The sequence below is a fragment of the Sorangiineae bacterium MSr12523 genome (genome assembly GCA_037157775.1).
Taxonomy (GTDB): Bacteria; Myxococcota_A; Polyangia; order Polyangiales; family Polyangiaceae; genus Pendulispora; species Pendulispora brunnea.
The window spans coordinates 3484211-3509635 of record CP089982.1; the positions used below are offsets into that span (position 1 = coordinate 3484211).

The 25425-nt window shown below is 63.4% G+C and carries 22 protein-coding genes; 13 read left to right on the forward strand and 9 right to left on the reverse strand.

The features are described 5' to 3' along the window. From neuC to LZC95_14065, 5 genes are read left to right on the forward strand one after another with little or no spacing between them, the layout of a single operon-like run. Positions 1-1188, forward strand: a complete 1188-nt coding sequence (gene neuC, locus LZC95_14045) for a UDP-N-acetylglucosamine 2-epimerase (GenBank protein ID WXA97950.1) — start codon at positions 1-3, stop codon at positions 1186-1188. Further along, positions 1178-1807 (forward strand): NeuD/PglB/VioB family sugar acetyltransferase, encoded by a 630-nt coding sequence (locus LZC95_14050; protein ID WXA97951.1) that lies wholly within the window; start codon positions 1178-1180, stop codon positions 1805-1807. Before neuC ends, LZC95_14050 begins: the two co-directional genes overlap by 11 nt. After that, positions 1804-2862 carry a nucleotidyltransferase family protein gene (locus LZC95_14055; protein ID WXA97952.1) on the forward strand — a complete coding sequence of 353 codons (1059 nt, stop codon included), beginning with the start codon at positions 1804-1806 and terminating at the stop codon, positions 2860-2862. Before LZC95_14050 ends, LZC95_14055 begins: the two co-directional genes overlap by 4 nt. Beyond that, a complete protein-coding gene (locus LZC95_14060) occupies positions 2855-3859 on the forward strand; it encodes a GDP-mannose 4,6-dehydratase (protein ID WXA97953.1) in 1005 nt (334 codons plus the stop codon). Before LZC95_14055 ends, LZC95_14060 begins: the two co-directional genes overlap by 8 nt. Next, positions 3843-5000 carry an aminotransferase class I/II-fold pyridoxal phosphate-dependent enzyme gene (locus LZC95_14065; protein WXA97954.1) on the forward strand — a complete coding sequence of 386 codons (1158 nt, stop codon included), beginning with the start codon at positions 3843-3845 and terminating at the stop codon, positions 4998-5000. The genes LZC95_14060 and LZC95_14065 overlap by 17 nt, the downstream gene beginning before the upstream one ends. On the opposite strand, the gene LZC95_14070 is transcribed toward LZC95_14065, so the two are convergent. Continuing rightward, positions 4993-5736 carry an acylneuraminate cytidylyltransferase family protein gene (locus LZC95_14070; GenBank protein ID WXA97955.1) on the reverse strand — a complete coding sequence of 248 codons (744 nt, stop codon included), beginning with the start codon at positions 5734-5736 and terminating at the stop codon, positions 4993-4995. The genes LZC95_14065 and LZC95_14070 overlap by 8 nt on opposite strands. Further along, complete coding sequence (locus tag LZC95_14075) at positions 5733-6728, reverse strand: Gfo/Idh/MocA family oxidoreductase (protein WXA97956.1); 996 nt, start codon at positions 6726-6728, stop codon at positions 5733-5735. Before LZC95_14075 ends, LZC95_14070 begins: the two co-directional genes overlap by 4 nt. 98 nt (positions 6729-6826) lie before the next feature. Between LZC95_14075 and LZC95_14080 the strand changes: the two genes are divergently transcribed. The 7 genes from LZC95_14080 (at position 6827) to LZC95_14110 (ending at position 13046) form a co-directional block, all read left to right on the forward strand. After that, entirely contained in the window at positions 6827-7507 is a 681-nt protein-coding gene (locus tag LZC95_14080) for a hypothetical protein (protein ID WXA97957.1), read from the forward strand. 359 nt (positions 7508-7866) lie between these two features. Continuing rightward, positions 7867-8334: a hypothetical protein gene (locus LZC95_14085; protein ID WXA97958.1), complete on the forward strand. Its 468-nt coding sequence runs from the start codon at positions 7867-7869 to the stop codon at positions 8332-8334. A 38-nt stretch (positions 8335-8372) separates the two neighbouring features. After that, on the forward strand, positions 8373-9572 hold the full coding sequence (locus LZC95_14090; protein ID WXA97959.1) for an N-acetyl sugar amidotransferase: 1200 nt from the start codon (positions 8373-8375) through the stop codon (positions 9570-9572). Then, a complete protein-coding gene (hisH, locus tag LZC95_14095) occupies positions 9569-10186 on the forward strand; it encodes an imidazole glycerol phosphate synthase subunit HisH (protein WXA97960.1) in 618 nt (205 codons plus the stop codon). The genes LZC95_14090 and hisH overlap by 4 nt, the downstream gene beginning before the upstream one ends. Continuing rightward, on the forward strand, positions 10180-10935 hold the full coding sequence (locus LZC95_14100) for an imidazole glycerol phosphate synthase cyclase subunit (protein ID WXA97961.1): 756 nt from the start codon (positions 10180-10182) through the stop codon (positions 10933-10935). Before hisH ends, LZC95_14100 begins: the two co-directional genes overlap by 7 nt. A gap of 25 nt (positions 10936-10960) precedes the next feature. Beyond that, entirely contained in the window at positions 10961-11737 is a 777-nt protein-coding gene (locus LZC95_14105; protein ID WXA97962.1) for an acylneuraminate cytidylyltransferase family protein, read from the forward strand. Beyond that, complete coding sequence (locus LZC95_14110) at positions 11718-13046, forward strand: aminotransferase class III-fold pyridoxal phosphate-dependent enzyme (protein ID WXA97963.1); 1329 nt, start codon at positions 11718-11720, stop codon at positions 13044-13046. The genes LZC95_14105 and LZC95_14110 overlap by 20 nt, the downstream gene beginning before the upstream one ends. Before the next feature lie 572 nt (positions 13047-13618). Here LZC95_14110 and LZC95_14115 read toward each other — a convergent pair. Then, positions 13619-13870 (reverse strand): hypothetical protein, encoded by a 252-nt coding sequence (locus LZC95_14115; protein WXA97964.1) that lies wholly within the window; start codon positions 13868-13870, stop codon positions 13619-13621. Positions 13871-14644: 774 nt separating this feature from the next. On the opposite strand from LZC95_14115, the gene LZC95_14120 reads away from it, so the two are divergent. Further along, complete coding sequence (locus LZC95_14120; protein ID WXA97965.1) at positions 14645-16123, forward strand: hypothetical protein; 1479 nt, start codon at positions 14645-14647, stop codon at positions 16121-16123. Positions 16124-16326: 203 nt separating this feature from the next. On the opposite strand, the gene LZC95_14125 is transcribed toward LZC95_14120, so the two are convergent. The 6 genes from LZC95_14125 to LZC95_14150 form a co-directional block, all read right to left on the reverse strand. After that, positions 16327-17310, reverse strand: coding sequence for an SPASM domain-containing protein (locus LZC95_14125; GenBank protein WXA97966.1), 984 nt, complete (start codon positions 17308-17310; stop codon positions 16327-16329). Positions 17311-17967: 657 nt separating this feature from the next. Beyond that, positions 17968-20757, reverse strand: a complete 2790-nt coding sequence (locus tag LZC95_14130) for a DUF4982 domain-containing protein (protein ID WXA97967.1) — start codon at positions 20755-20757, stop codon at positions 17968-17970. Between the two features lie 63 nt (positions 20758-20820). After that, complete coding sequence (locus LZC95_14135; protein WXA97968.1) at positions 20821-22050, reverse strand: hypothetical protein; 1230 nt, start codon at positions 22048-22050, stop codon at positions 20821-20823. Then, positions 22047-23222 (reverse strand): glycoside hydrolase, encoded by a 1176-nt coding sequence (locus tag LZC95_14140; protein ID WXA97969.1) that lies wholly within the window; start codon positions 23220-23222, stop codon positions 22047-22049. Before LZC95_14140 ends, LZC95_14135 begins: the two co-directional genes overlap by 4 nt. Before the next feature lie 36 nt (positions 23223-23258). Continuing rightward, positions 23259-24668, reverse strand: a complete 1410-nt coding sequence (locus LZC95_14145; GenBank protein WXA97970.1) for a hypothetical protein — start codon at positions 24666-24668, stop codon at positions 23259-23261. Then, positions 24668-25363, reverse strand: coding sequence for a FadR family transcriptional regulator (locus tag LZC95_14150; protein WXA97971.1), 696 nt, complete (start codon positions 25361-25363; stop codon positions 24668-24670). Before LZC95_14150 ends, LZC95_14145 begins: the two co-directional genes overlap by 1 nt. Between the last annotated feature and the right edge of the window lie 62 nt (positions 25364-25425).

Below are 25425 nucleotides of genomic sequence, written 5' to 3' on the forward strand. Positions count from 1 at the left end.
ATGATCGAGCGGCGGCGCATTGCCGTTCTGACGACGGGACGACAGGACTGGGGCATCCTCCGCACCGTTTGTTCAGCGTTGAAGGAGCACCCCGCGTTGGACCTGGTGCTCGTGGCAGGAGGCATGGCCTGCTCGCCACGATTCGGCCGCGTGGTCGATCTCATCGGCGAGGACGGCTTCGACGTTGCCGCCGAATTGCCATGGACCGAGGACGCTCACGGTGCATCGCGCACCGCGCTCGAGCAAGCCGGTGATGCGACGGCCCGCGTGGGCGAGGCGCTCGTGCGGCTGCAGGTCGATGCCCTCGTCCTCGTGGGCGATCGCTTCGAAACCTTGTCCGCGGCGCTTGCGGCCACCTTGGTCGGCATCCCCGTCGTGCATCTGCATGGCGGTGAGCAAACCGAGGGCGCGATGGACGATGCCATTCGCCACGCGGTGACGAAGCTTGCGCATCTGCACCTGGTGAGCCATCCCGAGCATCGCGATCGCGTGCTCGCCTTGGGCGAAGATGCCGCGTCGGTGCACGTCGTCGGCGCGCCGGGGCTCGACAACTTGGGCCGGGCGGATCTCCCATCCCGCGCGGAGTTGGAGGCGAAGCTGGGCATCGCCCTCGAGCCCCCGCTGGTGCTCGTGACGGTGCACCCGACGACCCTCGCCCTGCAAAAAGACGAAGACGCCCGCGCCGTCGCGGCGGCGATGGAGCGCGTGCCCGCGACCTACGTGGTGACCTTGCCCAACGCCGACCCGGGCAATGAGCAAGTGCGTGCGCACATGCAGGGCGTGATCGCCAAGGTTCGCGGCGTGGCCGCCGAGGCGCTGGGCGAGCGCAATTACTGGGGCCTTCTGCGCCTGGCCGACGCGCTCCTGGGCAACAGCTCGAGTGCGCTCATCGAGGCGCCTGCGCTCTTTCTTCCCGCCGTCAACGTCGGCGATCGCCAAAAGGGACGCCGCCGCGAAGCCAACGTGATCGACGTGCCCACGGATCCCGACGCCATCGTCGCCGCGCTCGAACGCGCCCTGGGCTCGAGCTTCCGCGACGGCCTGCGCGCCGCCGGGGCCGAGGTCATCGCGCCGGGCAGCATCGGCAAGAAGGCGGTGGAGATCCTCGCCGCCACGTCGTTCGGGCGGCCGCCGCGCAAGAAGCCCGTGACGCTCTGGAAAGAAGGGGCGAAAAAGAATGCCCCGTGACCTGATCGTTCTCGGGGGCGGGGAGCACGCGCGGGTCGTCATCGACGCGGCGCGATCGCGGACGGGCGAGTGGACGGAGGTGGGGTACTCGGATCGGCAGCCGGTGCCTGCCACCGAGGAACGGCTGGGCTTGCGTTGGCTCGGTCAAGACGATGAAGTTCTTACGAAATATGCCGAGCAAGCCCTCTTCGTGCTCGGCGTCGGCGATCCCCGGCGCCGCCGCCTCATCGCCGAGCGCCACCCAGGGGTAAGGTGGGCCAATGTAGTCCACTTGAACGCCAGGGTGTCCCCGAGCGTCCAAGTAGGCCATGGAATCGTGGTCATGGCGGGAGCCGTCATCAACACGGGGGCGTCCATTGGCGATCACGCCATCGTCAACAGCGGCGCCATCGTGGAGCACGACGTGAAGGTCGGCACCTTGGTGCATGTTGGGCCCGCCGTGGCCATTGGCGGAGGCGCACTCATCGGTGACCGGGCCACCCTCGGCCTGGGCGCCCGCATCCGCGACCACGTGACCGTCGGCTCGGACGCCGTCGTGGGCATGGGCGCCGTCGTCGTGGGAAATGTCGAAACCGGAGACACCGTCGTGGGGGTTCCCGCGCGGCCTTGGAGGAAGTGAACGTACCGATGGATCTCGATGCATGCTTGCTGAACGAAGGGGTGAAGCTGCGCGACGCGCTCGTGTGCCTCAATCGGACCTCGGCGCAAATTGCCTTCGTCACCGATGCGAGCCTGCGGGTCGTCGGCCTCGTCACCGACGGTGACGTTCGCCGCGCGCTGCTCGGCGGAGCCTCGCTCGACAGCCCCGTGCGGCCTTTCGTGAATCGCAACTTCGTCTCCGTCGATGCCAACGCGAGCCGCGTGCAGGTGCTCGAATTGATGGAGGCCCGCCGCATCCACGGCGTGCCCATTTTGGACGACAAGCAGCGCCTCATCGGCCTGCATCGCTTGCATGACATCGTCCGCCACGAGCGCCGCCCCAATTGGGCCGTGGTCATGGCCGGAGGTCGCGGCACCCGCCTCGCACCGCTCACGCACTCGGTGCCCAAGCCGATGATCCGCGTGGCCGGCCGCCCCATTCTCGAGCGCATCGTCCTGCATCTCGTGGGCGTGGGCATCGAGCGCATCTTCCTGGCGATCAACTACCTCGGCGAGCAAGTCGAGGCGCACTTCGGCGATGGCCGCGCGTTCGGATGCCGCATCGACTATTTGAAGGAAGAGCAGCCCCTGGGCACCGGCGGCGCGCTCGCACTTTTGCCCGAAGCACCGAAGCATCCCGTGCTGGTCATGAACGGCGACTTGATCACCGAGGCCGATCTCGGTGGCATCATCGACTTCCATGCACTGCACGCGGGCACCGGTACGCGCGCCACCATTGGCGTGCGTCAGTATTTCCACCGCGTGCCCTTTGGCTGCGTCGAGGTCGACGGCGATCGGGTGATGGCGCTGGAGGAGAAGCCCACCTTGTCGCGCATCGTCAATGCCGGCATTTACGTGTTTTCGCCCGAGCTCATCGCTCGCATCCCCAAAGAGTACTACCCGCTGACGCAAGCCATCGAGCAGCTCATCACCCAAGGAGAAACGGTGCGCGCATACGAAGTCAAAGAGGATTGGATCGACGTGGGGCAGCGCGATCAACTGCGCCAGGCGCTGGGGGACGTGCCCCATGAGTGAGCTGGCGTCTTTGCGCGGCGCCACGGTGGTCGTCACCGGCTCCGCAGGGTTCATTGGCAGCCATTTGACCGAGCGACTCGTGGCCGAGGGTGCGAAGGTTCGCGCGGTGGTGCATTACAACTCGCAGGGCACGTGGGGCTGGCTCGATTCCGTTCCCGCCGAGACGCGTGCTGCGCTCGACGTGCGCCTGGGCGACGTGCGCGATGCCGAGTGGGTTTCGGAGACGTGCCGCGATGCGCGGGCGGTCTTCCATTTGGCCGCGCTCATTGCCATTCCCCATTCGTACGTAGCGCCGCGCTCGGTCGTGGAGACCAACGTCGTGGGCACCTTGAACGTGCTCGAGGCGGCGCGCCGCTGGGGTATCTCGCGCGTGGTGCACACGTCCACCAGCGAGGTCTATGGCACGCCCGCGGAGCTTCCCATTCGGGAGACGCATCCGCTCAATGCGCAATCGCCGTATGCGGCATCCAAAGTCGCCGCCGACCAACTGGCGCTCTCGTACCAAAAGAGCTTCGGCGTGCCCGTGGTGGTGCTGCGCCCCTTCAACACCTATGGCCCGCGCCAATCGGCCCGTGCGGTGCTTCCGGCCATGCTGACGCAGCTGCTCGCCGGCAAAAAGGAGATCAAGCTGGGGCGCCTCGACACCCGGCGCGATCTCACCTTCGTATCGGACACGGTCGATGGCTTCGTGCGCGCGGCCGTAACGCCGGGCATCGAGGGCGAGACCATCCAGCTGGGCACCGGCACGCCGTACTCCATCGAGGAGCTGTTCACGATGTCGTGCCGCGTAACCGGCGTGGACGCCAAGGTCATCACCGACGAGCGCCGCCTGCGGCCCGACGCGAGCGAGGTCCTCGTTCTGCAGTCCGATCCGGCCGTGGCCGGTGCGCGGCTGGGATGGAGCGCACGCACCTCCTTGGAAGAGGGCCTGCGCCGCACATGCGACTTTTTGAGGCAAAATCTCGGATCGTACAAACCCAATGAGCTCCACCTCTAATAAACGAATCGCCCTTTCGGAGCCGTCGCTGGTCGGCAACGTTCGCAGCTACCTCGAGGAGTGCGTCGCGACGAACTTCGTTTCGTCGGTGGGGCCCTTCGTGGAGCGCTTCGAGCGTGCCTTTGCCGACTTCGTGGGATCGCGCTATGCGGTGGCGTGTGCCACGGGGACGGCGGCCATCCATGTGGCGCTGCGCCTTCTGGATGTGACGCCCGAGGACGAGATCTTCGTGCCGACGCTGACGTTCATCGCATCGGCGAACCCCATTGCCTACGAGCGCGCGCAGCCGGTGTTCGTCGACTCCGAGCGACAGACCTTCAATTTGAACCCCGTGTCGGTCGTCGCCGAAATCGAGCGCCGGGCGAGCGCGGGCGAGCGCATGCCGCGCGCGGTCGAGGTGGTGCACCTGCTGGGACACCCTGCCAACATCGAGCCCATCGTCGACGTGTGCGCGCGGCACGGCATCCCCGTGATCGAAGATGCGGCGGAGGCGTTGGGCGCGACGTACACCGAAGGGCGCTTCGCGGGCAAGCAGGTGGGAAGCATCGGCCTGCTGGGGTGCTTCTCGTTCAACGGCAACAAGATCCTCACGTGCGGTGGCGGCGGCATGATCACCACCGACGACGAGAAGCTCGCACGGCGCGCAAAGCATTTGACCACGCAGGCGCGCCTTCCCGGGGCGGAATATCGCCACGACGAAGTTGGATACAATTATCGAATGACCAATGTGGCCGCCGCCATTGGTCTCGCGCAGCTCGAATGCATGCCGGATTTCCTCGCGCGCAAACGCGCCATTGCCGCGCGCTACGATGCGGCGTTGGCCAATCATCCGGTGCTCATGCCGGCGGTGCATGCCAGTTGGGCCCATCCGTCGTTCTGGCTTTATTCGGTGATGGCGCGAACCGGTGGCAAGGCCACGCGCGATAGGATCCTCGCGAACCTGGCCGAGGTGGGCATCGAAGCGCGCCCCATTTGGAGCCCGCTGCACACCATGCCGATGTACGAGAAGGCTGCCCGCCTGAGCGATGGCTCGGTGGCCGAATCGCTCGCCGCCTCGAGCTTCAGCCTACCGTGCTCGGTGGGGCTGTCGGACGAGGATCAAGAGCGCGTGATCGCGGTGCTGAAGAAGGAGCTTACGTAGGCCCTGTCCGCCAGGGCAGGTTCAAGAGTCCGTGCTCGATTTGTAGCTCGAGCAACCGGAACTCCCGCTCGTCATCCAGCGAGAAGGCGCGCGCCTCGGGGATCTCGAGCAACAGGTGCTTGCCCGACGTGAGCCACGAGGCGTCCGCGCCAAGGACGAAGTCCCGTCGCCAAAGATAGAGTGCCCCGTTCACACGGTAGAACGTGGGTACGTCCTGGCGGCGGCCGTACACCTGGGTCGCATCGAAGGCGCGCTCGAGCAAGCCGTCCTTCGCGGTGACGCCGACCCAGAATGGATTGAACGAGGGGCGGGAGCACGCCACGATGCCATCGACATGGGGCGGTGCCGCCGCGAGCATTTCGACCGCCCGCGCAATGTCCTCGGGCAAACGTGCGGGGCTCGTGGGGTCGAGCAACAACACACTGCCGTATTGTCGACCATCCTGCGCCTCCGCCTCACGGAGTGCGTGGGCGAGCACCGGCATCATCGGCGAGTCGTCCCGCGCGAGCTCGGCGGGACGCATGAAGGGCACGTCGCCGCCGTGGGCGCGTGCAATGTCGGCCACCTCGGCATCGTCCGTCGAGACAATCACGCGATCCACGACCGGCGCCATCTCCGCGCACCGCAGCGTATGGGCGAGCAGCGGGAGCCCGGCCAGCGGACGAATGTTCTTTCGCGGCAGTCCCTTCGAGCCTCCGCGGGCGGGGACGATGCCCAGCACCGGATGAACGCTCATCCTTTTCTCCAGTCTCGGACGGGTTGCACTTGGCCCGACGCCGACGATGCACGGGCCGCGTCGCAGAGGGCGATCGCGAAGGCGCCGTCATCGAACGACGTCAGCCGCGCGTCGAAGGGCTCTTTGCGCGCACAGGCGAGCAGGGCCAGGATTTGCTCGCGCATCATCGTATTCCGTTCGCAGCCGACGTGGTTGACGCGATCCTCGGCGCCGTTGGTCCGCACCGTCACCGTGTTGGCAACCGCGTCCCAAGCGATCTCGCCCTTTCGCCCGAAGGCCTCGATGCAACGCCGTCGAACGCGCGTCAGGTAGTCCAGCCGCGTTGCCACGGTCGCACCGCCGGCCGTTCGCCACAGCAGATCGGCGGCGGCATCGCTGGCGATGCCCAAGGAGTCACCTGCGGTGAGCATGGCCGAGACCTCCAACGGCCTTCCAAAGAGCCACGTGGCGTAGTCGATCTCGTGCACCAGATCGCGCAGAACACCGCCTTCTTCCGCGCGCGCCGCGTATGTGCGGCGATGATCCACGTTCGCCCGCCACTCCGGGAGGTACGACTGGCAGGCAACGCTCACATGGTGAACGTCCCCAATCTCGCCCAGGAGCTCCTTGAACAGGGCAAGCGCCGGATGAAAGCGCAGGTAGCAGCCGACGGCCACCGTCCGCTTTTCCGCCTCGGCGATCTCGGCAAGGCGTGCAATGCCATGGGCGGTCGGCGCGAGCGGCTTTTCGATGAGAACGTGGCATCCGTGCCGCAGCAGCAGGGCGGCGTCCTTCACATGACGGCCAGTGTCCGTCGCCACGATGGCCGCCGTTGGCCCGAGGGCCAGAGCGTCCTCGAGCGCCAAGGCCGCATGCCCCTGGGTCGCCAGCTCGTCCACCCGTTCTGCACGAGCGGGCACGGCCACGGCACGGATCCCTTCGATCTCCGACAGCACCTGGAGGTGCCGCATTCCGATCGATCCGGTGCCGAGAACGAGCACGACCAGCGACATCGCTGCGGACCGTAGCACGGTGTCGTCACGGCCAACAACACGGTGTTAAGGCTAGCGCGGCTTGCACCCAAAGCGAGCACATGCAACTTTGGAGGGCCATGAAATTGTCCCTCGAGCGCGAGGTCCTTGCGCAGTACGTGGCCCGTCAGATCTCCACCACCTTCCCGGATGGCACCGTGACGGCCGAAGCTCTGCACCGATACCACGAACGCGCCCTCGAGCGGCTCGAGCACTGCTTTCTCCACACGAGGGTCAAGTACTTCCACGCGGGCGGAGAGCCGAGCTTCAACCATCTCAATACCGACCAGTACGCGATGTACCTCTACTTCCTTTCGAACTCCATTCATCGCATGGAGGGCGATCCGGCGCTCGCGTCCAAGGTCTACGGGTTGAACAAAGCGCTTCACGCGCTCGATGTCTATTACGAGGTCGCACTCCCGGACATCTTCGCGTGGCAGCATCCCGTGGGGACGGTCTTGGGGCGTGCGAAGTACGCGGATTACTTCTTCGTGTACCAGCGATGCACGGTGGGCGGGAACCTGTCGGGCGTTTATCCCACTTTCGACGAAGGCGTCATTCTCTATGGGGATACGGCCGTCGTCGGCAAAACGCATATCGGTAGGAATACTTGGATATCGCTTGGGACGAAGATTCTCGATCAAGACATCGAGGGCAATGCCATCGTCTTTGGACGATCCCCGGACATCGTCATCAAGCGCGCAAAGCGAGACGTGGTTCAGTCCCTGTTCGGGCAGCAAGGCGAGCCGTCGCCGACCTGACCGCGCTTGCGCGTTTCGATGTCCGACTTGACGCGGCGCATGCGTGCGGCGTGCCGCCTTGCGGCCGACATCTTCCGCCAAGCTTGAGGCGTGTTCGAGAGTACCTCAAGCGGTGAGGTCGAGCCCCCGTGCGGACCAGATGCGCGAACCCGTGCAGGCACACGCTCGCGTTCCAGCCGATGTCGAACCGGCGGACCCCTCTACTGGAGTTTACGTCGCGAGTGAGCGCTCACCGGTCCAATTTTCTTAACTTTGTGTGCGCCACTCGTCTGCCCGGAGCGTCCTTCCATCGGGAGTTGACTGTTTCCTTAACCGGCCGCTACGCTCCCTGACGTTACGGTCGGGAAGGGGGGCTTAACTTGTTGAAAGAGATCACGCATTACGTTGCGTTTCGTGGGGCGAATGGTGAGCTGAGGGGAGCGGCCGGACACGACGGAACCGTTCGGCACGTCTTCACGCATCACGATGGCACCTCCCGAAATCCAAACATCTTCTTCCCGCATCATCCAAGAGCCCCTCACGGCCGACCCACCGGCCACCACGATGCTCATCGCGATATTGCAACCCAACTATGGGTAATGTTCGCCGCGATTGACCTCAAGGGAACAGCGCGGATAGCCGAAGAGGTAATTGGAAAAGCGCCCTCGGCGGAGCAGCGGGCACGGATCGCTATGCGCCTGATCAAATGGCGGGTCACTCGCATCGAAGCATTCACGGCGGGCCTCGCCAAAAGGTCGCGCGAGCTCTTCGACGACGTGCGGCTCGATTGCATCGGCGTCGATCCAGTAGCGGAAAAAAACGTCGTGTACCGTTCAACGTACCAGTAACCAACACACTACTTCTTGGCGTGGGACCCATGTTCAAAATGAGGCGTTGTAGACGATGTCATCTTCCGGAGACGTACGAGACCATCGAGTTCGATGAGGACGGAGTCTGCAATATCTGCAGGTCGACGGAGCACAAGAAGGTCATCGACTGGGGAGCCCGCAAGGAGCTTCTCGACGCCCTCGTGGCCAAATATCGGGACAAATCGGACTACGACTGCATCGTTCCCTTCAGCGGGGGCAAGGACAGCACCTTCCAGCTCTATTACCTGATGAAGGAATACAAGTTGAAGCCGCTGGTCGTGCGCTTCAACCATGGCTTCATGCGCCCCACCGTGCGACAGAATGCCGAGCGCACCCTCAAGGCATTGGGGGCCGACTTCCTCGAGTTCACGCCGAATTGGAAGCTGGTCAAGCGCGTCATGCTCGAGGCCTTCAAGCGCAAGACGGACTTCTGCTGGCATTGCCACTCGGGCATTTACACCTATCCCTTGCAGGTGGCGATTCGTTACAACGTGCCGCTCATTTTCTGGGGTGAGCCCCTCGCCGAGATCTCGCACTATTACGATTACCTGAACGACGAGATCGAGTACGAGGACGAGGCCAAGTTCAATATGTGCCGCAACCTTGGCATCACCGCCGAGGACATGCATGGCATGATCAATTCGCCGGAAGATCCGGTCGACCGGCGCGATTTCATCCCGTACACGTACCCTGCGCTGAAGGAGCTGAAACGCATTCAGTACTGCAGCGTGTGCCTGGGCAGCTTCATCCCTTGGGACTACACGAAGAACTCCGAGATCATCAAGCGCGAGCTCGGCTGGGAGACCGACGAGCTCGAAGGCGTGCCGTCCGAGATCAACGGCCACGGCGAAAAGATCGAGTGCTTCATGCAAGGCCCGCGCGACTACATCAAGTACATGAAGCGCGGCTATTCGCGTTCTACGCAGATCACCGCCTTCCACGTGCGCAACGGCCGCATGACCCCGGAGCAGGCGCTGCCCTACGTCATGAACGAAGGAAAGCGCCCGCCCTCGCTGGACGTCTTGCTCGGCTACCTCGGGATCTCCGAGGACGAGTTCAACACCATCGTCCGCGCGACCGAGGTGTCACCGTACCATCACGACTACAGCCGCACGGATGAAGCGCCGCGGCTGTGGGATCAGGACCTCTGGCACAAAGAAGGTGGTGCGGGCGACGACGAAGCCAGCCGTCCGCGCGTCTTCTTGAAGGTCGTATGATAGGCATCATCGACTATGGCGTGGGAAATCTGCGCTCGCTGCGCAATGCCGTCGACCACGTCGGTCTCGACGTGGACGTTCTCACCGATCCCGAGGCGCTGGCCAGTTGTGACAGATTGATCCTGCCCGGGGTCGGTGCGTTCGGCTCTGCGGCGGACAGCCTGCGCGCGCGCGGTTTCGAGCCGGCCTTGCGCGCGCACGCCGCCGCGGGCAAACCGCTCTTGGGCATCTGCGTCGGCATGCAGCTTCTCGCCGACGTGGGGCTCGAGTTCGGCGAACATCGGGGCCTGGGGCTCATCCCCGGCAAGGTGCGCCCGCTCGAGTCGTCACGCGAGCATCCGATTCCCCACGTGGGATGGAACGACGTGAAAAGCCAGCGCAAGCACCCGGTGTTCGACGTACCGAAGAAGAACGTCGACTACTACTTCGTGCACTCGTTCTATTTCGATCCCGAGTCCCCGGACGACGTGGTGGCCGTCTCGGAATATGGACGCATTTTTGCCACGGTGGTGGCGCGCGGAAATATCGTCGGGTGCCAATTCCATCCGGAGAAGAGCCAGGCGGGCGGCCTTGCGTTCCTCGAGCGCTTCGCCGCATGGGATGGCACATGCTGAAGCGGCGGATCATTCCCGTGCTGCTCTTGCGCGGCGATCGCGTGGTGAAGGGCAAGCAATTCACCGACTATCGTGACACCGGCAACCCGGTCATGGCCACGCGCGTGTACAACGCCCAGGCGGCCGACGAGCTGCTCTTTCTGGACATCGAGGCCACCGTTACCGGCCGCTCTCGCCTCGCAGAGATCCTCTCGCGCGTCTCGGAGGAGGCCTTCATGCCCTTCGCCGTGGGCGGCGGTATCCGCACCAAGGCCGAAGTGCGCGCGCTCATTGCGGCCGGTGCCGACAAGGTCGTCATCACCACCGGCGCGGTGGAAAGGCCCGAGGTCGTCTCCGAGGTGGCCGAAACCTTCGGCAGCCAATGCGTGATTGCCGGCATCGACGTCCGCCGCGAGGGGAATCGCTATGCCGTGTACGTGCGCTCCGGCCGCGTTCGCACCGAGTTGGAATTGCAAGACCACGTGCGCAAACTCGATGAGCTGGGGGCGGGCGAGATCCTGGTCAATTCCATCGACCAGGACGGCATGATGGGCGGCTACGACCTCGACATGCTCGCTCGCGCGGTCGAGGCCACGAACAAGCCCGTCATCGTCTGCGGCGGCGCGGGCAATTTTCGCCACCTCGAAGAAGGCCTGCGCGCGGGTGCGCACGCCGTGGCCTGCGCAAGCTTATTTCACTTCGGAGACAACAACCCACCACGGGCCCGTGCCTATCTCAAGAACGTGGGGTTTCCAGTCAAGACGGTTTAACGATGACCAATTGTCAGGAGTTGCCATGAACGTACTTTTCCTGATGACTGCGCGCGGTGGCTCCAAAGGAGTACCGCGTAAGAATCTCCGCAAACTTTCCGGTCTCTCGCTGATTGGATTCAAAGCCGGCGCCGCACTCCGCTCGAGGTATTGCCAGCGCATCGTCATGTCGACGGACAGCGAGGAGATCCAAGCCGAGGCGCGCCGGTTCGGGGTGGAAATCCCCTTTACGCGTCCCGCCGAGTTGGCAAGCGACACGGCCTCCAGTGCAGACGTGATCTGGCACGCCATGGACTTCTTCGACGAAACGGAGGGGAAGGGGCGCTTCGACGCGATCATGCTGCTCGAGCCGTCCACGCCCTTCGGGCGGACCGAAGACTACGATCGCGCGATCGAGCTCATGATGCGAACGGGGGCGAATGCCGTCGTCGGCATGCGAAAGGTCGAAACGAGCTCGGTGTTCGTGGGACCGCTGGATGCCGAAGGGCACATTCCCACGATTGTCCGAAAAATGCGCGAGTTTCGCTCCTCGCCCGGGCGCCAGGAAGTACCGACCGAGTACACGATGAACGGCGCGCTTTACCTGTTTCGCTGGGACTACTTCCGCGCGCACAAGAACATTTATCACGACGAAAATACCTACGGCCTCGTGATGCCGCAGCACGTGTCGCTCGAAATCGACGAGATGCACGATCTGGCCTATGCCGAGTTTCTCGTCGAACGCGGCTACATCGATAAGCGCGATTACATGCTTGATATACCCTTGAGTAAGGAGAATCCTCGTGAGCTCGAATACCGGTGACACGGGCCGCGGACAGCGGCTCTACAAGAAGGCACGCACGCTCATTCCGGGCGGGACGCAGCTGCTCTCCAAGCGCCCCGAGATGTTCCTTCCCGAGCAATGGCCCGCCTATTACTCACGCGCCAAGGGCGCGGAGGTGTGGGATCTCGATGGGCGCCGTTACCTCGACACCACGCACTTTGGCGTCGGTGCATGTGTCCTCGGTTTTGCCGATGAAGACGTCGATCAGGCGGTGCTCGGGGCCATCCAGTCCGGGACCATGAGCACGCTGAATGCGCCCGAGGAAGTCGAGCTCGCGGAGCTGCTCATCGAGCTGCACCCCTGGGCCGACATGGCTCGTTTCGCGCGCTGCGGCGGCGAGGTAATGGCCATTGCGGTACGCATCGCGCGTGCGGCGACGGGGCGCGACAAGGTGGCCTTCTGCGGATACCACGGCTGGCAGGATTGGTACCTGGCGGCGAACCTCGCCACCGACGCTCTGGGCAATCATTTGTTGAGCGGACTCGAGCCGGCGGGCGTGCCGCGCGGCCTCGCGAACACGATGTTCCCGTTCATGTACAACGACATCGAGCAGTTCCGCCGCGTGGTGGAGACCCACGGCAAGGAGCTCGCGGCCATCGTCATGGAGCCATGCCGCGCCGAGGGACCGGCTCCCGGCTTCCTGGAGGAGATCCGCGAGACGGCGAGTCGCCTCGGTGCGGTGCTCATTTTCGACGAGGTCACCACGGGTTTCCGGGTGCTCACCGGCGGCATTCATCGCAAATTCGGAGTCGATCCCGATCTGGCAGCCTTCGCCAAAGGCATGGGCAACGGCTATCCGATGGCCGCGGTCATCGGAAAGCGCGCGGTCATGGAGGCGGCGCAGTCCACGTTCATCAGCAGCACCTATTGGACGGAGCGTGTGGGCCCGGTGGCGGCGCTTGCCACGATTCGCAAGCATCGGGACAAGAACGTGGCGGAGCACCTCATTCAAGTGGGCCGCACCGTGAAGGCCGGTTGGAAACGCGCGGCCGAGCAAACGGGCCTGACCTTGCACATCGACGGCATCGACCCCTTGGCGCACTTCGATATTCAGTGTGAGCACAAGGCTGCGGTGGTCACCTTGTTCATTCAGTCGATGCTCGATCGCGGGTTCCTCGCGTCCGCGCAGCTCTACGCGTCGTACGCGCATCAGCCGGCGCACTTGGAGCAGTACCTCGGCGCGGTGACGGAATCGTTCGACGTGGTGGCGCGCGCCCTCGAAGAGGGCACCGTGGAGAAGCTCCTGCGCGGTCCCGTGAAGCACTCCGGGTTCCAGCGTTTGGCCTGATGCACCTTGGGAAAGCGCCAAGACGCCCTCCCCTCCTAAACCTTGGCGTCTTGGCGTTCTCTCTCCCTTTCGCAACATGCGCTACCTCGTAAAGGACCCGGGCGCGATTCGCTTTGATGAATTCGTCCCGTACGAGGGCACCGTCATTGCGGCGGCGCACACGTCGCGATAGCGCGTTCTCGCGAAATACATGTCCATCGTGGCGCACGAATCGATGTTCGCGCTCGAATACCGAATACGAATGCGCGAGGCGTTCTGCTGCGCGCAGTTCCCCAATCATGAGTGGACTGTGCATCGCGAGCCAATGAATCATACTCGCCCGGGCGCACGAGGATGCCGTCGAGGCGTGGGATGGCCACACCCAGATTCGTCACCTTGTTCTTCTGGAGCCATCGCGGGCAGTCGGCATGCGGCCGAATCAACCGCGAGGTGTGCTTCTTTACGCGGTACGGCAAGGAATCGGATGCGTACGTCTGGGCGTACGTTCGGCCATCGACGCGCCATCGGTGCATCGTTCTGACGAACGCGCCAAAGACCCTCTCGATTCCGTCACGGTTCGACCGGGCGGAAAATCAGTTGCTGGGCGGACGCGTCCGTCGCAGGGCCTTTTCCCATTCGATTTCCACCTGTTCGAGCTCGTAGAGCCGTAGTTGCAGTGCACGCGCCTGGGCTTCGAGCGCGAGCCACGCCGGATCGAGATAGTCGTGAAACTCGTCGAGGCGCTGATTCGCCTGTTCGAGTTGAAAGGCCGTCTTCTCGAGCTCTTCATCCAGCAGGACTTCGATGTCCATCGTGCTGCCCTCCGTGGCAGGCTTTTTCGCCATGCGGGGAATTGCCCCCGAACATTAAGATTTACGCGCGACGTTCGGTTGACATCAGGATTTTTCGTCCTGTGCGTAGTGTCCTCCGCTTGGGCCCTTGATGCAACAGATCTCGGAACGATTGCCATTGATCTCGTCCTCGGGGGGAAATTGGTACTCTTCGTCGTCGAGCGCCGCGTTCGTTGAACATCGGGGCCAAAAGCCGAATACGCGTCGATGCCGTCCGAGCGAATTTCGAAATACGAAGGTTCATCGTGTCCTATCGCGATATCGTCGATGCCATAGTTGGGTAATTCGCGAATTTGAATGAGGCTCGGAAGATTCACTCTGCACGGCCACCGCGCCGGTGGACATCGTCGGCAGACGGCGCTCGTGCGCGTTGGCGCACCCGTGCACATTGCGTTATGGTGACATGCTTCCGCTTCTGCTGGCCTATGGCTGAGCTGATTCTCGCCACCGAGCCAAGAGCACCCGCGCGTGTCGGCCGCGGTGGAGCGAACGTTTCTTCATGACGCACGAGACATGAAGATCGAAACCGGCTGACGGAAACGAGGCGCTCGTACCAATTCCCTCTGACGAAAGGGCGTCTGGCTCGACCTCGTGAATTCCATCGTTGCCTCGCTCTCCATGGCCACCCGGGATACTCGTGCGCCATTCGCACGGGTTCTTTCGGCGGCCGCCGTGCGCGAACGTCTCATTTCGCGCCTTCGTCGCGGTGTGCGCTGGCTCCGCCAGTCCATAATGCCTCGCATATTCTGCGCCTTCTACGTGATCTTCATGATCACGTCGTCGGGAAGCTTCGAGGTTTCGGAAGGACTCCAGCGGTATCAAACCACCGTCTCGTGGATTCGAGGTTCGGGCGGTGACTTGCGCGAGGTCGGCGGTCCCACCGCGGGTGTAATCGGTTCCGACGGACGTCGCTTCTCATTTTACGGCCCCCTGCAGTCCGTCGTGATGCTTCCCGTGGTCATCGTGCCCCAAGCGATCGCACCACCTGCAGGTGACAAGATCGCGAAGCTCACCATGGCACTCGTCGTGACGCCCGCCCTGTCGGCCTTCACCTTGGTGCTCCTCTTCGCGCTGCTTCGCCGGCTGCAGTTTTCTCCAAAGATTGCTCTGCTCACCACGGCCGTACTCGCGCTTTGCACGCCGCTTTGGCACTACTCGCGCACGGGGCAGGAGGAGAACCTGATTGCGCTGGCGTGGGTCGTCATCATGCACGGCCTGTTGCGAATTCACTCGAACGATCCGCGGGGCCTCTTGTGGGCGGCTGCAGGCGCCACCATCGCCGTGGCGACACGCTGGTCCGTGGCACCGGTTCTGGCCGCGCTGGGCGTAGCGGTCCTCGCCGAATGGGTGTACGCCGCTCGAATCACCACCCTCGCAGACTGGATGCAGGTCGGGCGCCGCATGCGGCGTTGGAGGCGCTACCTCGGGCCGTCCGTTCTCTTGTTGGGAATCGTGGCGTCGCTTTTGCTGACCTACAACTGGTATCGATTCGAAGATCCACTGGAGACCGGATATGGCATCTTCTTCCGGGAAAGCCATATTCCGTTCTTCGTCCCCGACGATGCTCCGCGCAACGCCGCCGCACTTCTCGTGAGCCCGCACCGTGGCCTCCTTTGGTTTTGCCCGGCCATTCTCATGCTTGGCTGGCTCGTCAAAGCTCCTCTCGATGGGTTCGTGCGCCGCCTAACGTGGTACGCGCTGGCTGCCTGGTGCACGAGCCTCCTCTTCTTCGCGAGCTACTCCAGTTGGGATGGCGGCTTCGCTTGGGGGCCGCGTTTTCTCGTATCGGATCTAGTGCTTCTTGCTCCGGCGTTCGCGTCGTTGTTCGCGCGCGGTGTGAGGTTCTATCCGCTGCTCGCCGTCTCCGGTTTCGTGCAGCTGCTCTCGGTCATGGAGTCCTCGAGCGCTGAAAATTATCGCTTCTCCGTGATGAATGCGGCCCAGCCCGGCGCATGCACGCCGTGGGTCTGCGGATGCACGCCCGTTTGCCTGCGCCTTCCCTGGGTGCTTCGTTCGCTCGCATCCGTTTGGAACGGAACGACCTTTCCCATGTTGGACGAGGGACGCCCGGCGACCAATGTCGAGGTGCTCGCGTCCTCCGACTACAACACCGTGTACTGGTGGCTCGTCCGCATCGGTGCACGCACCCACGTGGTGTCGCCGCGGTTGGCGCTCTTCGTCAGCGTGCTCGTACTCTGCGGCGCGCTCGTTTACCTCGTTCGAATCTACCGCCAAGCCGAGGAGTGACATGAGTCTTACGTCGCATCCACGACTGCTTCGAAGCGGACTTCGGCCACGCGTTCTCGAAGTCGGCGATCTCGTGGGGCCGCGCGGTCGCATTTGCATTTACGTGCCCGCCTCGGGAAATACGGGCTACTCCGATTCGGAGGCTGATGGACGAGAACGGAGAACTTGAAAGAGGGAGTTCTCCGTGCCCCTGCTTCGTTATTTCAGGCCCAGAGCCTCGCCGTGCGCATGGGCGCCCGCCACATGTTGCACGAGCGGCAGATGTCCAGATCGGCGCCGCGTCCGGCCATGTGAAGCTCCCGCGCCTTCTTCAAGGCGGGGCCGTGCCATATTTGCTCGAGCGACTCCTCGTTGAGATTGCCCACGACATAGCTTTCGTTCCAATCGTCGCAGCAGAGAACGGCTTTTCCATCGGCCCAGATGTTGAGGTCCCGGAACGGCAGCACGCAGGCTCCCGTTACGGGGATGTGCTCTCCGACTTCGAACGAGGCGTCGAGGCTTCCGGCGCGGTTGGTGAAGCCACCGATGCCCACGAAGTCGACCTTACCGTTCCACTTTTCCATGAAGGCCGGGCGCTCGTGTTCATTCTCGGAGATGCGAATGAGTCCGATCCGCACCCGCGGATAAGCCAGGCCGAGCTCACGGCGAAGTTCCATGAGCCTGTGAACATTGGCTTCGCACTGATCGAGTTTCAGATTGACGCGTATCTTCTCGAAGGTCTCGGCCGTCGCGCCATCCAGCGTGATGTTGATGAAGTCTACCTCGTGCTTGAAGAACAAGCGGATCTTCGACTCGGTGAGTCGAAACCCATTGGAATTGAGGCCGATCTCGAAGCGATGTTTCTTGGAGCGGATGTAACCAAGGTACTTGTCCACGAGCTGGTCGCGCATGGTCAGTATCTCGCCGAAGCCATTGGGATAAAGGGAGGGGACGCCCAGCTCCGCGGCTTGGTCGATCAAGCGCGTGAACAGCTCGAAATCCATGGGCCGCTGCGACCGGTCCATCTCGTGCCGAGGGCAATGGATGCACCTCGCATCGCATTGCGCCGTAATCTCGAAATTGACGGCTTGCGGCCGGCGGGGCCAGGCAAGCGACTCGATTCCCGAACGCGCCAGATCCATCGCCTGAATGGCGGGGCCGCGGATCCATGCTGGAACGTCTTGCCCATGCATTACCTTCGTCGCCATGTGCACGCCTCGCCGCAGCGTATTTTTAAGAATGGGTAAATGTCTCACGGAGAACCCTCCGTTGCGATTTGGGAGCACGGGGGCGAAACCGTCAGTCGGGAATGCTAAAATTCACTTCGCAGATGGGCGCGGCATCGCTATTGGGGCACCCAAGGGCAATCCGTCACACGAATCGAGGCGGCATGCGACGATTTCTTCTGCGCATGGAGGCTGGACCCGGCGTGCGAATATGTCTCATTAGCGGACGAATGTCCGAGGACTCGTCGCAGGCGGCCTGCGCGCGTTATCGCAGGTGCATGCCTCTTTGCGGCGGCCACGCTCGTATTCGTGTGCCTCGATGGTGATGGCGTTTTGTTATCGAGAGAGCCCATTGCAACGTGGCGCGCGGTCGCGCACGCCTTCGTCTATTCCTTTCTGGCCGTGGGCTTCCGCGCCCTCCTCCACTGGACGCGTACCGAAGGCGGCTCCCGCTTGCGATGGCTCCTTTCCAAACGGCCTGCCGTCTTTCTTGGAACCATCAGCTACGGGCTTTACATCATCCACGGCCTTTCCATTCCCATTTTGCAATTTTATCTACGACCGGCGCTCGGGGGGCTCGGACGCGGTGCGACGGTTTTTACCTGCTCGAGCGGCCCATTCTCTTCCTGCGACGCCACTTCACGGGGAAGGCGCGGTCGGTGATGTCGCCGATACCGGCGGGACGAGAAGTGCCGCGTTCCCCGTGACGACCATGGCGCGATCGATGGCCACGGGTCCATCGCCCTGGACGCGTACCCGCAGCACGTGATTACCCTCGGGCAACGTGGGGCTGCTCCAGATGGCCACATTTCCGCGCCGCGTGCCCTTCAAGCTCACGGTGGTCTCGGGGCCGCCGTCGATCGAGATGCCCGCGGTGCCGTGGGTCGCGTCGTATACGCCATAAAGGACCACGCGGTTGCCGATGAACGAGAGGCTCACCGCGTCGCCCGCGCCATTGCTCCACGAGTTGTCACCGCTGAAACAGCCGCCCTCGCACGGTCCGTGCTTCCAGCCGGTGCCCAGGTAATTGAATTGATTGACGCCGCCTCCTCGGATGGAGCTGTTGACGTCGTTCACGAATCCAAATCGGTATTCCGCATCGGATGGAACCGTACCGCCGTGGAAGGGCAGGGAGGTCACGCTGATGCGCTTGCTCGGTAATCCCGGCGCGCTGGCCGTCAAGGTGATGATGCCCGCACGCCCCAGCGCGGATTTGAGGTACACAGCCCCGCGACCTGCTTCCAATGCAAGAGGGCTCTCGCCCACCAGTGCCCCAGGACCGGCCACCGAGAAGCTGACATTCGCCGCGTTGTCTGGCACCGCTTGGTCATGGCCATCGAGCGCCTTCACCGTGACCCGGGTCATGTCCGCGCCATCGGCGGCGATGGTGCGATCGTCGATGTTCAATTCGAGCTTCGTCGCCACGCCCGGCGTGTATTGCGTCGCGGTTTCCGCCACCCGGCCGCCAATCCAGCAATCCGCGCGCAGGCTCCCGGGCGCGAATGCCACATCGTCGAACTGGAAGAAGGGGTGGGGCAATCCCGTGTACGCGTTCGGCGTGATCTTTCCCTTCGATGCCCCGTTGGCGAAAAGCTCCACCTGTTCGCAATTGCCCGCCACGTAAACCTTGCTCGCCGACGTGGGCGCCCAATAATGGTCGATGGCCACGTATGGCTGGTAGCGCGCCGGATCGCGCTGCGACGAGAACACCGAGGCCGAGAACTTGGGCATTCGGAAGATGTCCGACACGCCGTGGTAGCAAGTCTGGTCGTGGCAAGATTTGCTATCGAACGTCGTATTGTAGTCGAACGCGCACCAACCCAGCGCGCCCGAGATATTCGTTTTCTCGCCGGCCTTGCTCTGAACCTCGAGGTGCGTCTCCATCGTGCGAATCAGCGTGGCCTCGGGATCCCACGACCGATGCGGCCGGGTGTGGCCGACGGATTCGGTGATGAGCCACGGAAGCACCACGGGATCCAGCGCGGTGCTGGAGAAGTCATTGTAGGTGAAGAGATCCTCGAGAAACTCGCTATGGCTGTTGTTCTGCGCGCGAATGCCCGACGTGGGACGCGTGGGATCGAGCTGCCGCGCCCGCGCATTGGTGGCCGTGTAGAAATCGTGATCGTCTTTGGACTCGTTGATGCGCACTCCCCAGCTGATGATCGCAGGATGGTGCCGATCGCGCAGGATCATCTCCTCCACGTTGTGGACCGAGACGTCCTTCCAGGCTTGATCGCCAATGTGCTCCCAACCGGGGATCTCTTCCAGAACGAGCAGGCCGATCTCGTCCGCCCGATCGAGGAACTCGGGATCTTGCGGATAGTGCGACGTGCGCATGATGTTCAGGCCGAATTCGTACTTGAGAATGTCGGCATCCTTGACTTGCAGCCGATTGGGCGCGGCGCGGCCGATGTACGGATACTGCTCGTGCCGATTCAGGCCGCGCAACTTGAGCCATTGGCCATTGATGTAAAACTTGCCATCCGTCTTGTCGAAGCGCGCGGACCGAATGCCCACCCGAACGCTGCGCTCGTCGGTGGTGCCGCCGCCGCTCTCGATTCGCGTGCGTGCAGTATACAAATAAGGCGAGTCCGGGTGCCACAGCTGGGGCGACGGCACCACGAGATCGTAGCTGATCTCCGCGGCGGAATGGGCCTCCACGGTTTGGGTCGCCGAGCCGGTGGCCACGACCTTTCCGCGCGCATCGACGAGGGACGTGTTTACCGTGGCCGGCTTGGCTGCGTCGCCGTCGTTGCGAACCGTGGTCCTCGCCCGGAGGGTCGCTTTGTCCGGCTCGACGGATGTGGTGCTCACGAAAGGCGTGTCCGCGTGGAGTGGATCGGTGACGATCAGATTGACGTCGCGAACGATGCCGCCCCATACGTAATAATCGATCTTGCCGCCCTCGGGCGGTAGGTCCCGGCGCTCGGTCGAATCCACTTTGACGGCAATGACGTTGTCGGTGCCATCGAGCCGCACGAAGTCCGTGATGTCGAAGGTGAACGAGGTATACGCGCCCCGATGTTGCCCCACCCACGTTCCGTTGACGTACACGTCGGCAATTTTGGCCACGCCTTGAAACTCGACGCTGATTCTCTTGCCGGCGTAGTCGTTCGGGAGCACGAAGTGGCGGCGGTACCAGGAGACGGGCACCTCGTAATCGATCTTCTTGAACCCTTTGTGCGGGTGAATCCGAAAATAGGGCAGCGTAACCGGTACGAAGAAGGCTTCGCTGGATTCCTCCGCCGAAACGGCTTGACCATTTCCACTCGGGACGTCGCCGGCAAAGAGCCATTCCGTGTTGAAATTCAATGACTGCCGCGGCGAACGCACGAGCAACGATTCCGTTTCGCCGTAGTTGGATACTTCGTCATGGCCCGCGCACGCGGCCAACACGGCAGCGCTCGCCACCGTTACGAGTCGTTTCATGGGGGAGCCCTCCTTCAGAAATGGACCGGCCTTCTCGCCGAGGGATAGGTTGAAATCGTCTTATCAGGGATTGGCGACTCGTGCCATCCACACGCGTGGAGTGCGTACGCCGGGGCGGACTTCGCCGCTCACGATCACCAGATTATCGTCCCAACGCACCGCGGGTGTCGTCACCGGTGGCGGCCCTGGGAAATGGCCGATCTCTCGCCACGTGTGCGACGATAGGTCGTAACGAAGGATTTCGACGTTGTCGCCGGTATGATGATCATGAATCCACGTGATGACATCATTGTGCGCGGCGCGTTCCGGAGAGCCTGGCGGATATTGATTCATGAGCGCCGTTTGGTGCTGAATCTGATTCCATCGATCGATGTCTTTGTCGCCCCCGACCACCAGGATGTGCCCTTCGCCGAGCGCGAACGCGAGGCCCGCCGTGATGCACCAGGGTAAATCCGTTTCACGCGTCCATGTGCCTTGGCGCGGGTCGTATGCATAGACATCTCGGTAGAATTGCCACGCACCACTCGACGTTCCGCGACCGCTCAGTAGAAAGAAGCGTCCGGCCTGCGCGATGCCGACGGCCACGCTGCGCGGATCGCCAGGCCAGCGGGGCAAGATTTGCCAGCCGGACGATGGACTCATCAGATCGAGCGACCAGAAATCGCCGCCTTCGGCCACGTACACCGTGCCGGCGACGATCCCGGCGACGCCGTAGGATATGCCCCGCGGAAGATCGGGGAGCGGCTCGGTGACCAGCTCTCCGCGCATTGGGTCGAACCGCATGAAGAAGGCATGCGAAAAGAGCTCGATGCTCGCCTTTTTGGTTCCATTCGGGCCTCCGCGAAACCCTTCGCCACCGAGGACCAGCACACCGCGCGGTGTGCTTACCGTGGCTGCGTAGGCAATGCTCATGGGCAACCGCCACGTCCGATCGAGCCACGCATGGCCGCCGTCGCGGGTGCGCTGCAGAACGAAGACCTCGTCCCAATAGACCTTGCCGAGAATCGTGTCGCGGTTGCTCGTTTTGCCCGGCTCGGGAAAGTTCGCGCCGCCGGCGGCGATTAGGTAATCGCCGTGCGTGCCGGCGACCAATCCGGCCAACCCGAGCTGCCGCCAATACGGCTGTGTGACAGGAACGTGCGGCGACCAATCGACGCGATTCGGCGGCAGCGAGGGAAGCTCACGCCATGTGATCCCGTCCTCGTCGGCGTCGTCGTCGCAACCGGTTGCGCCAGCCATGGCCGATGCTGCCGAAAGGCCGAGCAACCCGAGCGCACCGCGTCGGCCGATCACGGCAGCACCTCCCGCAGCGGGATGCGCTGAAAGGCAATCGTCTCGTAAGGCCCTGCGGTGCCCGTTTCGTACAAGAGCCCGATGGTCGCGGGATCGAGCTGCACCAAATCGGAATACGCCGCGGGCAGGGCCGAGACGGAATAGACGTCCACCCACGTTGCTCCGCGGTTGCGGCTCACACGAATGCGCATCGCAGCGCGCGCATTGGGCTGCGACGGGCCCGAATAGAGGAGCGCCCCGCGAACCGGAAGCACGCTGCCCTCCACCTTGGGCGTGACCAATGTGGTCTGAACGACGTACGGCGCATCCAGCGATTCGCCGCCGTCGGAACTGTACGCGTCGACCCGGTGCGGAGCCGCGCTGCCTTGGTTGCGCGCGTTGAAATACAAAACGCCGTTGGGCAACTCCGCGACGGTGCTCTCGTTGGGGGCAATGATGCCGTCGAGCGGGCCATCCGTGAAACCGATACGCCACGTGCGTCCGCCATCATCGCTGATGATGGCATGCCCGCCGTAGTACTTGGCCTCGGTGCCCACGTCGGGTGAGCCTTCGGGTGGTGCGCTCGAATGGTTCGCCGGCACCACGATGCGTCCCGCGTGCAGGCCGCGCTGAAGTACGATGGCATGCCCGGGCCCGGTGGCGTACCAACGCCAATTCGCGGCTTTGGTGTCGGCGGTGATGTCGCGGGCAACCGACCACGTGCGGCCATCGTCCGTGCTGCGCTGCACGAACACGCGGCGGGTGTCGGCCTCCGACGCAGCACCGGACATGATTTGTTTCTCGGTGACGCGGCCGTTGCGCGTGGTCAAAAGCACGATGTCGCCATTCCAAGTGACCACCGGGCTAGGGTTGCCCGCCGTCGCCTCCCCATTGCTGGATACGACGCTCAGCGGTCCCCACGTGCACCCGCCGTTGTGCGAGGCTTTCGAAACCACGGCAATCGCGCCGGTGTCTCCCGCAGAATCGCGCCGCGCCTCGGCAAAGGCCAGCACGGTGCCAAATCGCGTCCGCATCACGGCGGGAATGCGAAAGGTGTGATACCCCTCCGTGCCCGCGGTGAACGGTACGGAGGAAACGCAGCTTCCCGCGTCGCCGGGCGAGGCTGCCGTCGCGATCGTGACCGGCGAAACGGCGCACGCGAGTGCCAACAGAATTGCGCACGGACGGGACATGCTTTCCGCCTTTCAGGAAAATTATGAATTGAAGAATTAGAAAAAATAATAGACGCCGAGCATCCACCGATGATTGCGCGCCGTCGCGTCGTCCACGAACTTCTGCGTCGTCAATTGATACGAGAGGCCCGTGCGAATCGCCGGGGTAATATCGAAAAAGACATTCGCATCGAAATAACGAGACTGCTTGTACACTTGCTTGGCCGCGTTTGCCGCGATCAGGCGCGGCATGTTCACGGAGATCCCGTGGCTATAGTTGGTCGCGAACGAAATGCGCCCGGCGGGCGGCAGGTAGTACTGCAGCCCCACCACGAAGGTGCGCCAGTGGATCGTGCGAAGCTCCCCGTTGGGATCGTAGATGACCAAGCCATTGTCGATGTCCGGCGTGTACACCGGGGCGGGGCTCTGGCCGCCTGGATTGGGAAGCTGCGGAAAGGTCACGCCGGCCGATGTCTGCAGCTGATCGCCAATGCCCGTACCAATGGTGAACGCCCCGGTCAGCGTGAGCCCATTGCCCTTTTGGTCGTCGCCCTTGGCCGGGATGAGCGGAATCATCGCATTGAAGGTGAGACCCCAGCTCGTGGTCGTGTTCACGTGCTGCGGCTTCGCCGAAAATTCGTCCACGCGCAGCGACCGCACGAGACCGGAGATCCCAATGGCCATGGGATCGACCACCGGCCCGCCCGAGCCGGGGGCATGCACGGCCTTCGCATAATTGAAGTTCAGACGAACCGCGGCTTGCCCCTCGGGCACCGCCGAATCACGCTGCGGGCGCACGGCGGCCACGCCCACGTCGATGTCGAGCGGATCGGTTCGAAACCGATGCGAGAGGCGCACCTGCATGGTGCGGAATAGCACCAGATTGGGGAAGGGCAGGTACTGCACCGACGCGGGAAAGAAGTACGGATTCTGCCCGAAGAGCGCATAGCTTTCGCCCGCGATGACGTCGACGTAGTCCGTCTCGAGCCGCAAGTACGCATGGCGGAGACGGAAGCTGCCGCTGATGAGGAGAGATGCCTCGCTGACGTTCGACGGCTGGTTGCCGAAAAAGTCGCCCTCCAGAACGGCACCCGGCTTGATGTCCATGTAGCGCGGGGCCTCCATCTTGAAACCGAGGCGGCTGTTGCGCGCGGTGAAGTGCGTGCGCCCGTGGCTGCCGCCTATGGCGTCGTCGCGCTGCAAGACCGCGGAGCCGGCGGAATCGGCATAGCTCCGCGTCGAGTCGTTCATGACGTTGAACTCGATGAAGCCGTAAATACCAATCTTCCATGCGGCATCTTTTTCGCCGATGGTGATGGTGTACGGCGAGCGCGCAAACTCGGGGCTCGCTGCGAAGCCACGCCGTTTGCCATTGCCGTTGGGGGCGGGGGACTGCGCTGCCGCATCCGGCGCGAAGAACATCGCGGCTGCCGCGGCTGCCGTGCGCGCGAACAGCCCTGCGCGCATCAACCCACCCGCGCGCGGATGCCGCGAAAATGCTCGTCGATGGCCGCGCGCAGACCCTGCTCGTCCCGATTGCGCAACGCCGTGAGAATGGTGCGGTGCCAGCGCGCCACCATCTCCGGTGTCCAATCGGCGGCGGGCAGCTCCTCGTCCAGCGAATGGAAGACGCGCCAGAAGACCCGCAGCAGATCCAAAATGAGCTCGTTGCCCAAAGGCCGATACAGTGTCTCGTGAAAGCGCCAATCGGCATCGGGTGCATATTCGCCGTGGCGGGCCCGCGCCTCCATGGCGGCCACGCATTCCTCGAGCCCTTCGAAATCGACCCGATCGTACGCGGCGAGCACGCGCTGAACGAGCCCGGTTTCCAGCACCTCGCGCAATTCCAGGAGATCGCGAATGTCCGACAGGTCGCCCTTGAGCGAGCGCGCGGTTCGGAAGGCGAGTCCCGTTTCCAATCCGGAAAGCGACACCGATCCGACGTACGTGCCATAGCCATGCCGAATATCGACGATGCCCAGTGCTTCCAGCGCCTTCATCGCTTCGCGCAATGGATGGCGGCTCACCCCCAGCTCGGCCATCAACTCGAACTCCGTCGGCAACGGAGAGCCGGGCTTGAGCTTTCGCTCGACGATGAGGTGCTTGATGGATTCCTGCAGCGCTTGCTGGTTGGCGCGGGCGCCAGGCCGTGTTTGTTGCATTTTAATGACGTTTCCGTATTATTCGTGTGACATATCACATAGGACGTCCTATGTCATGGCGA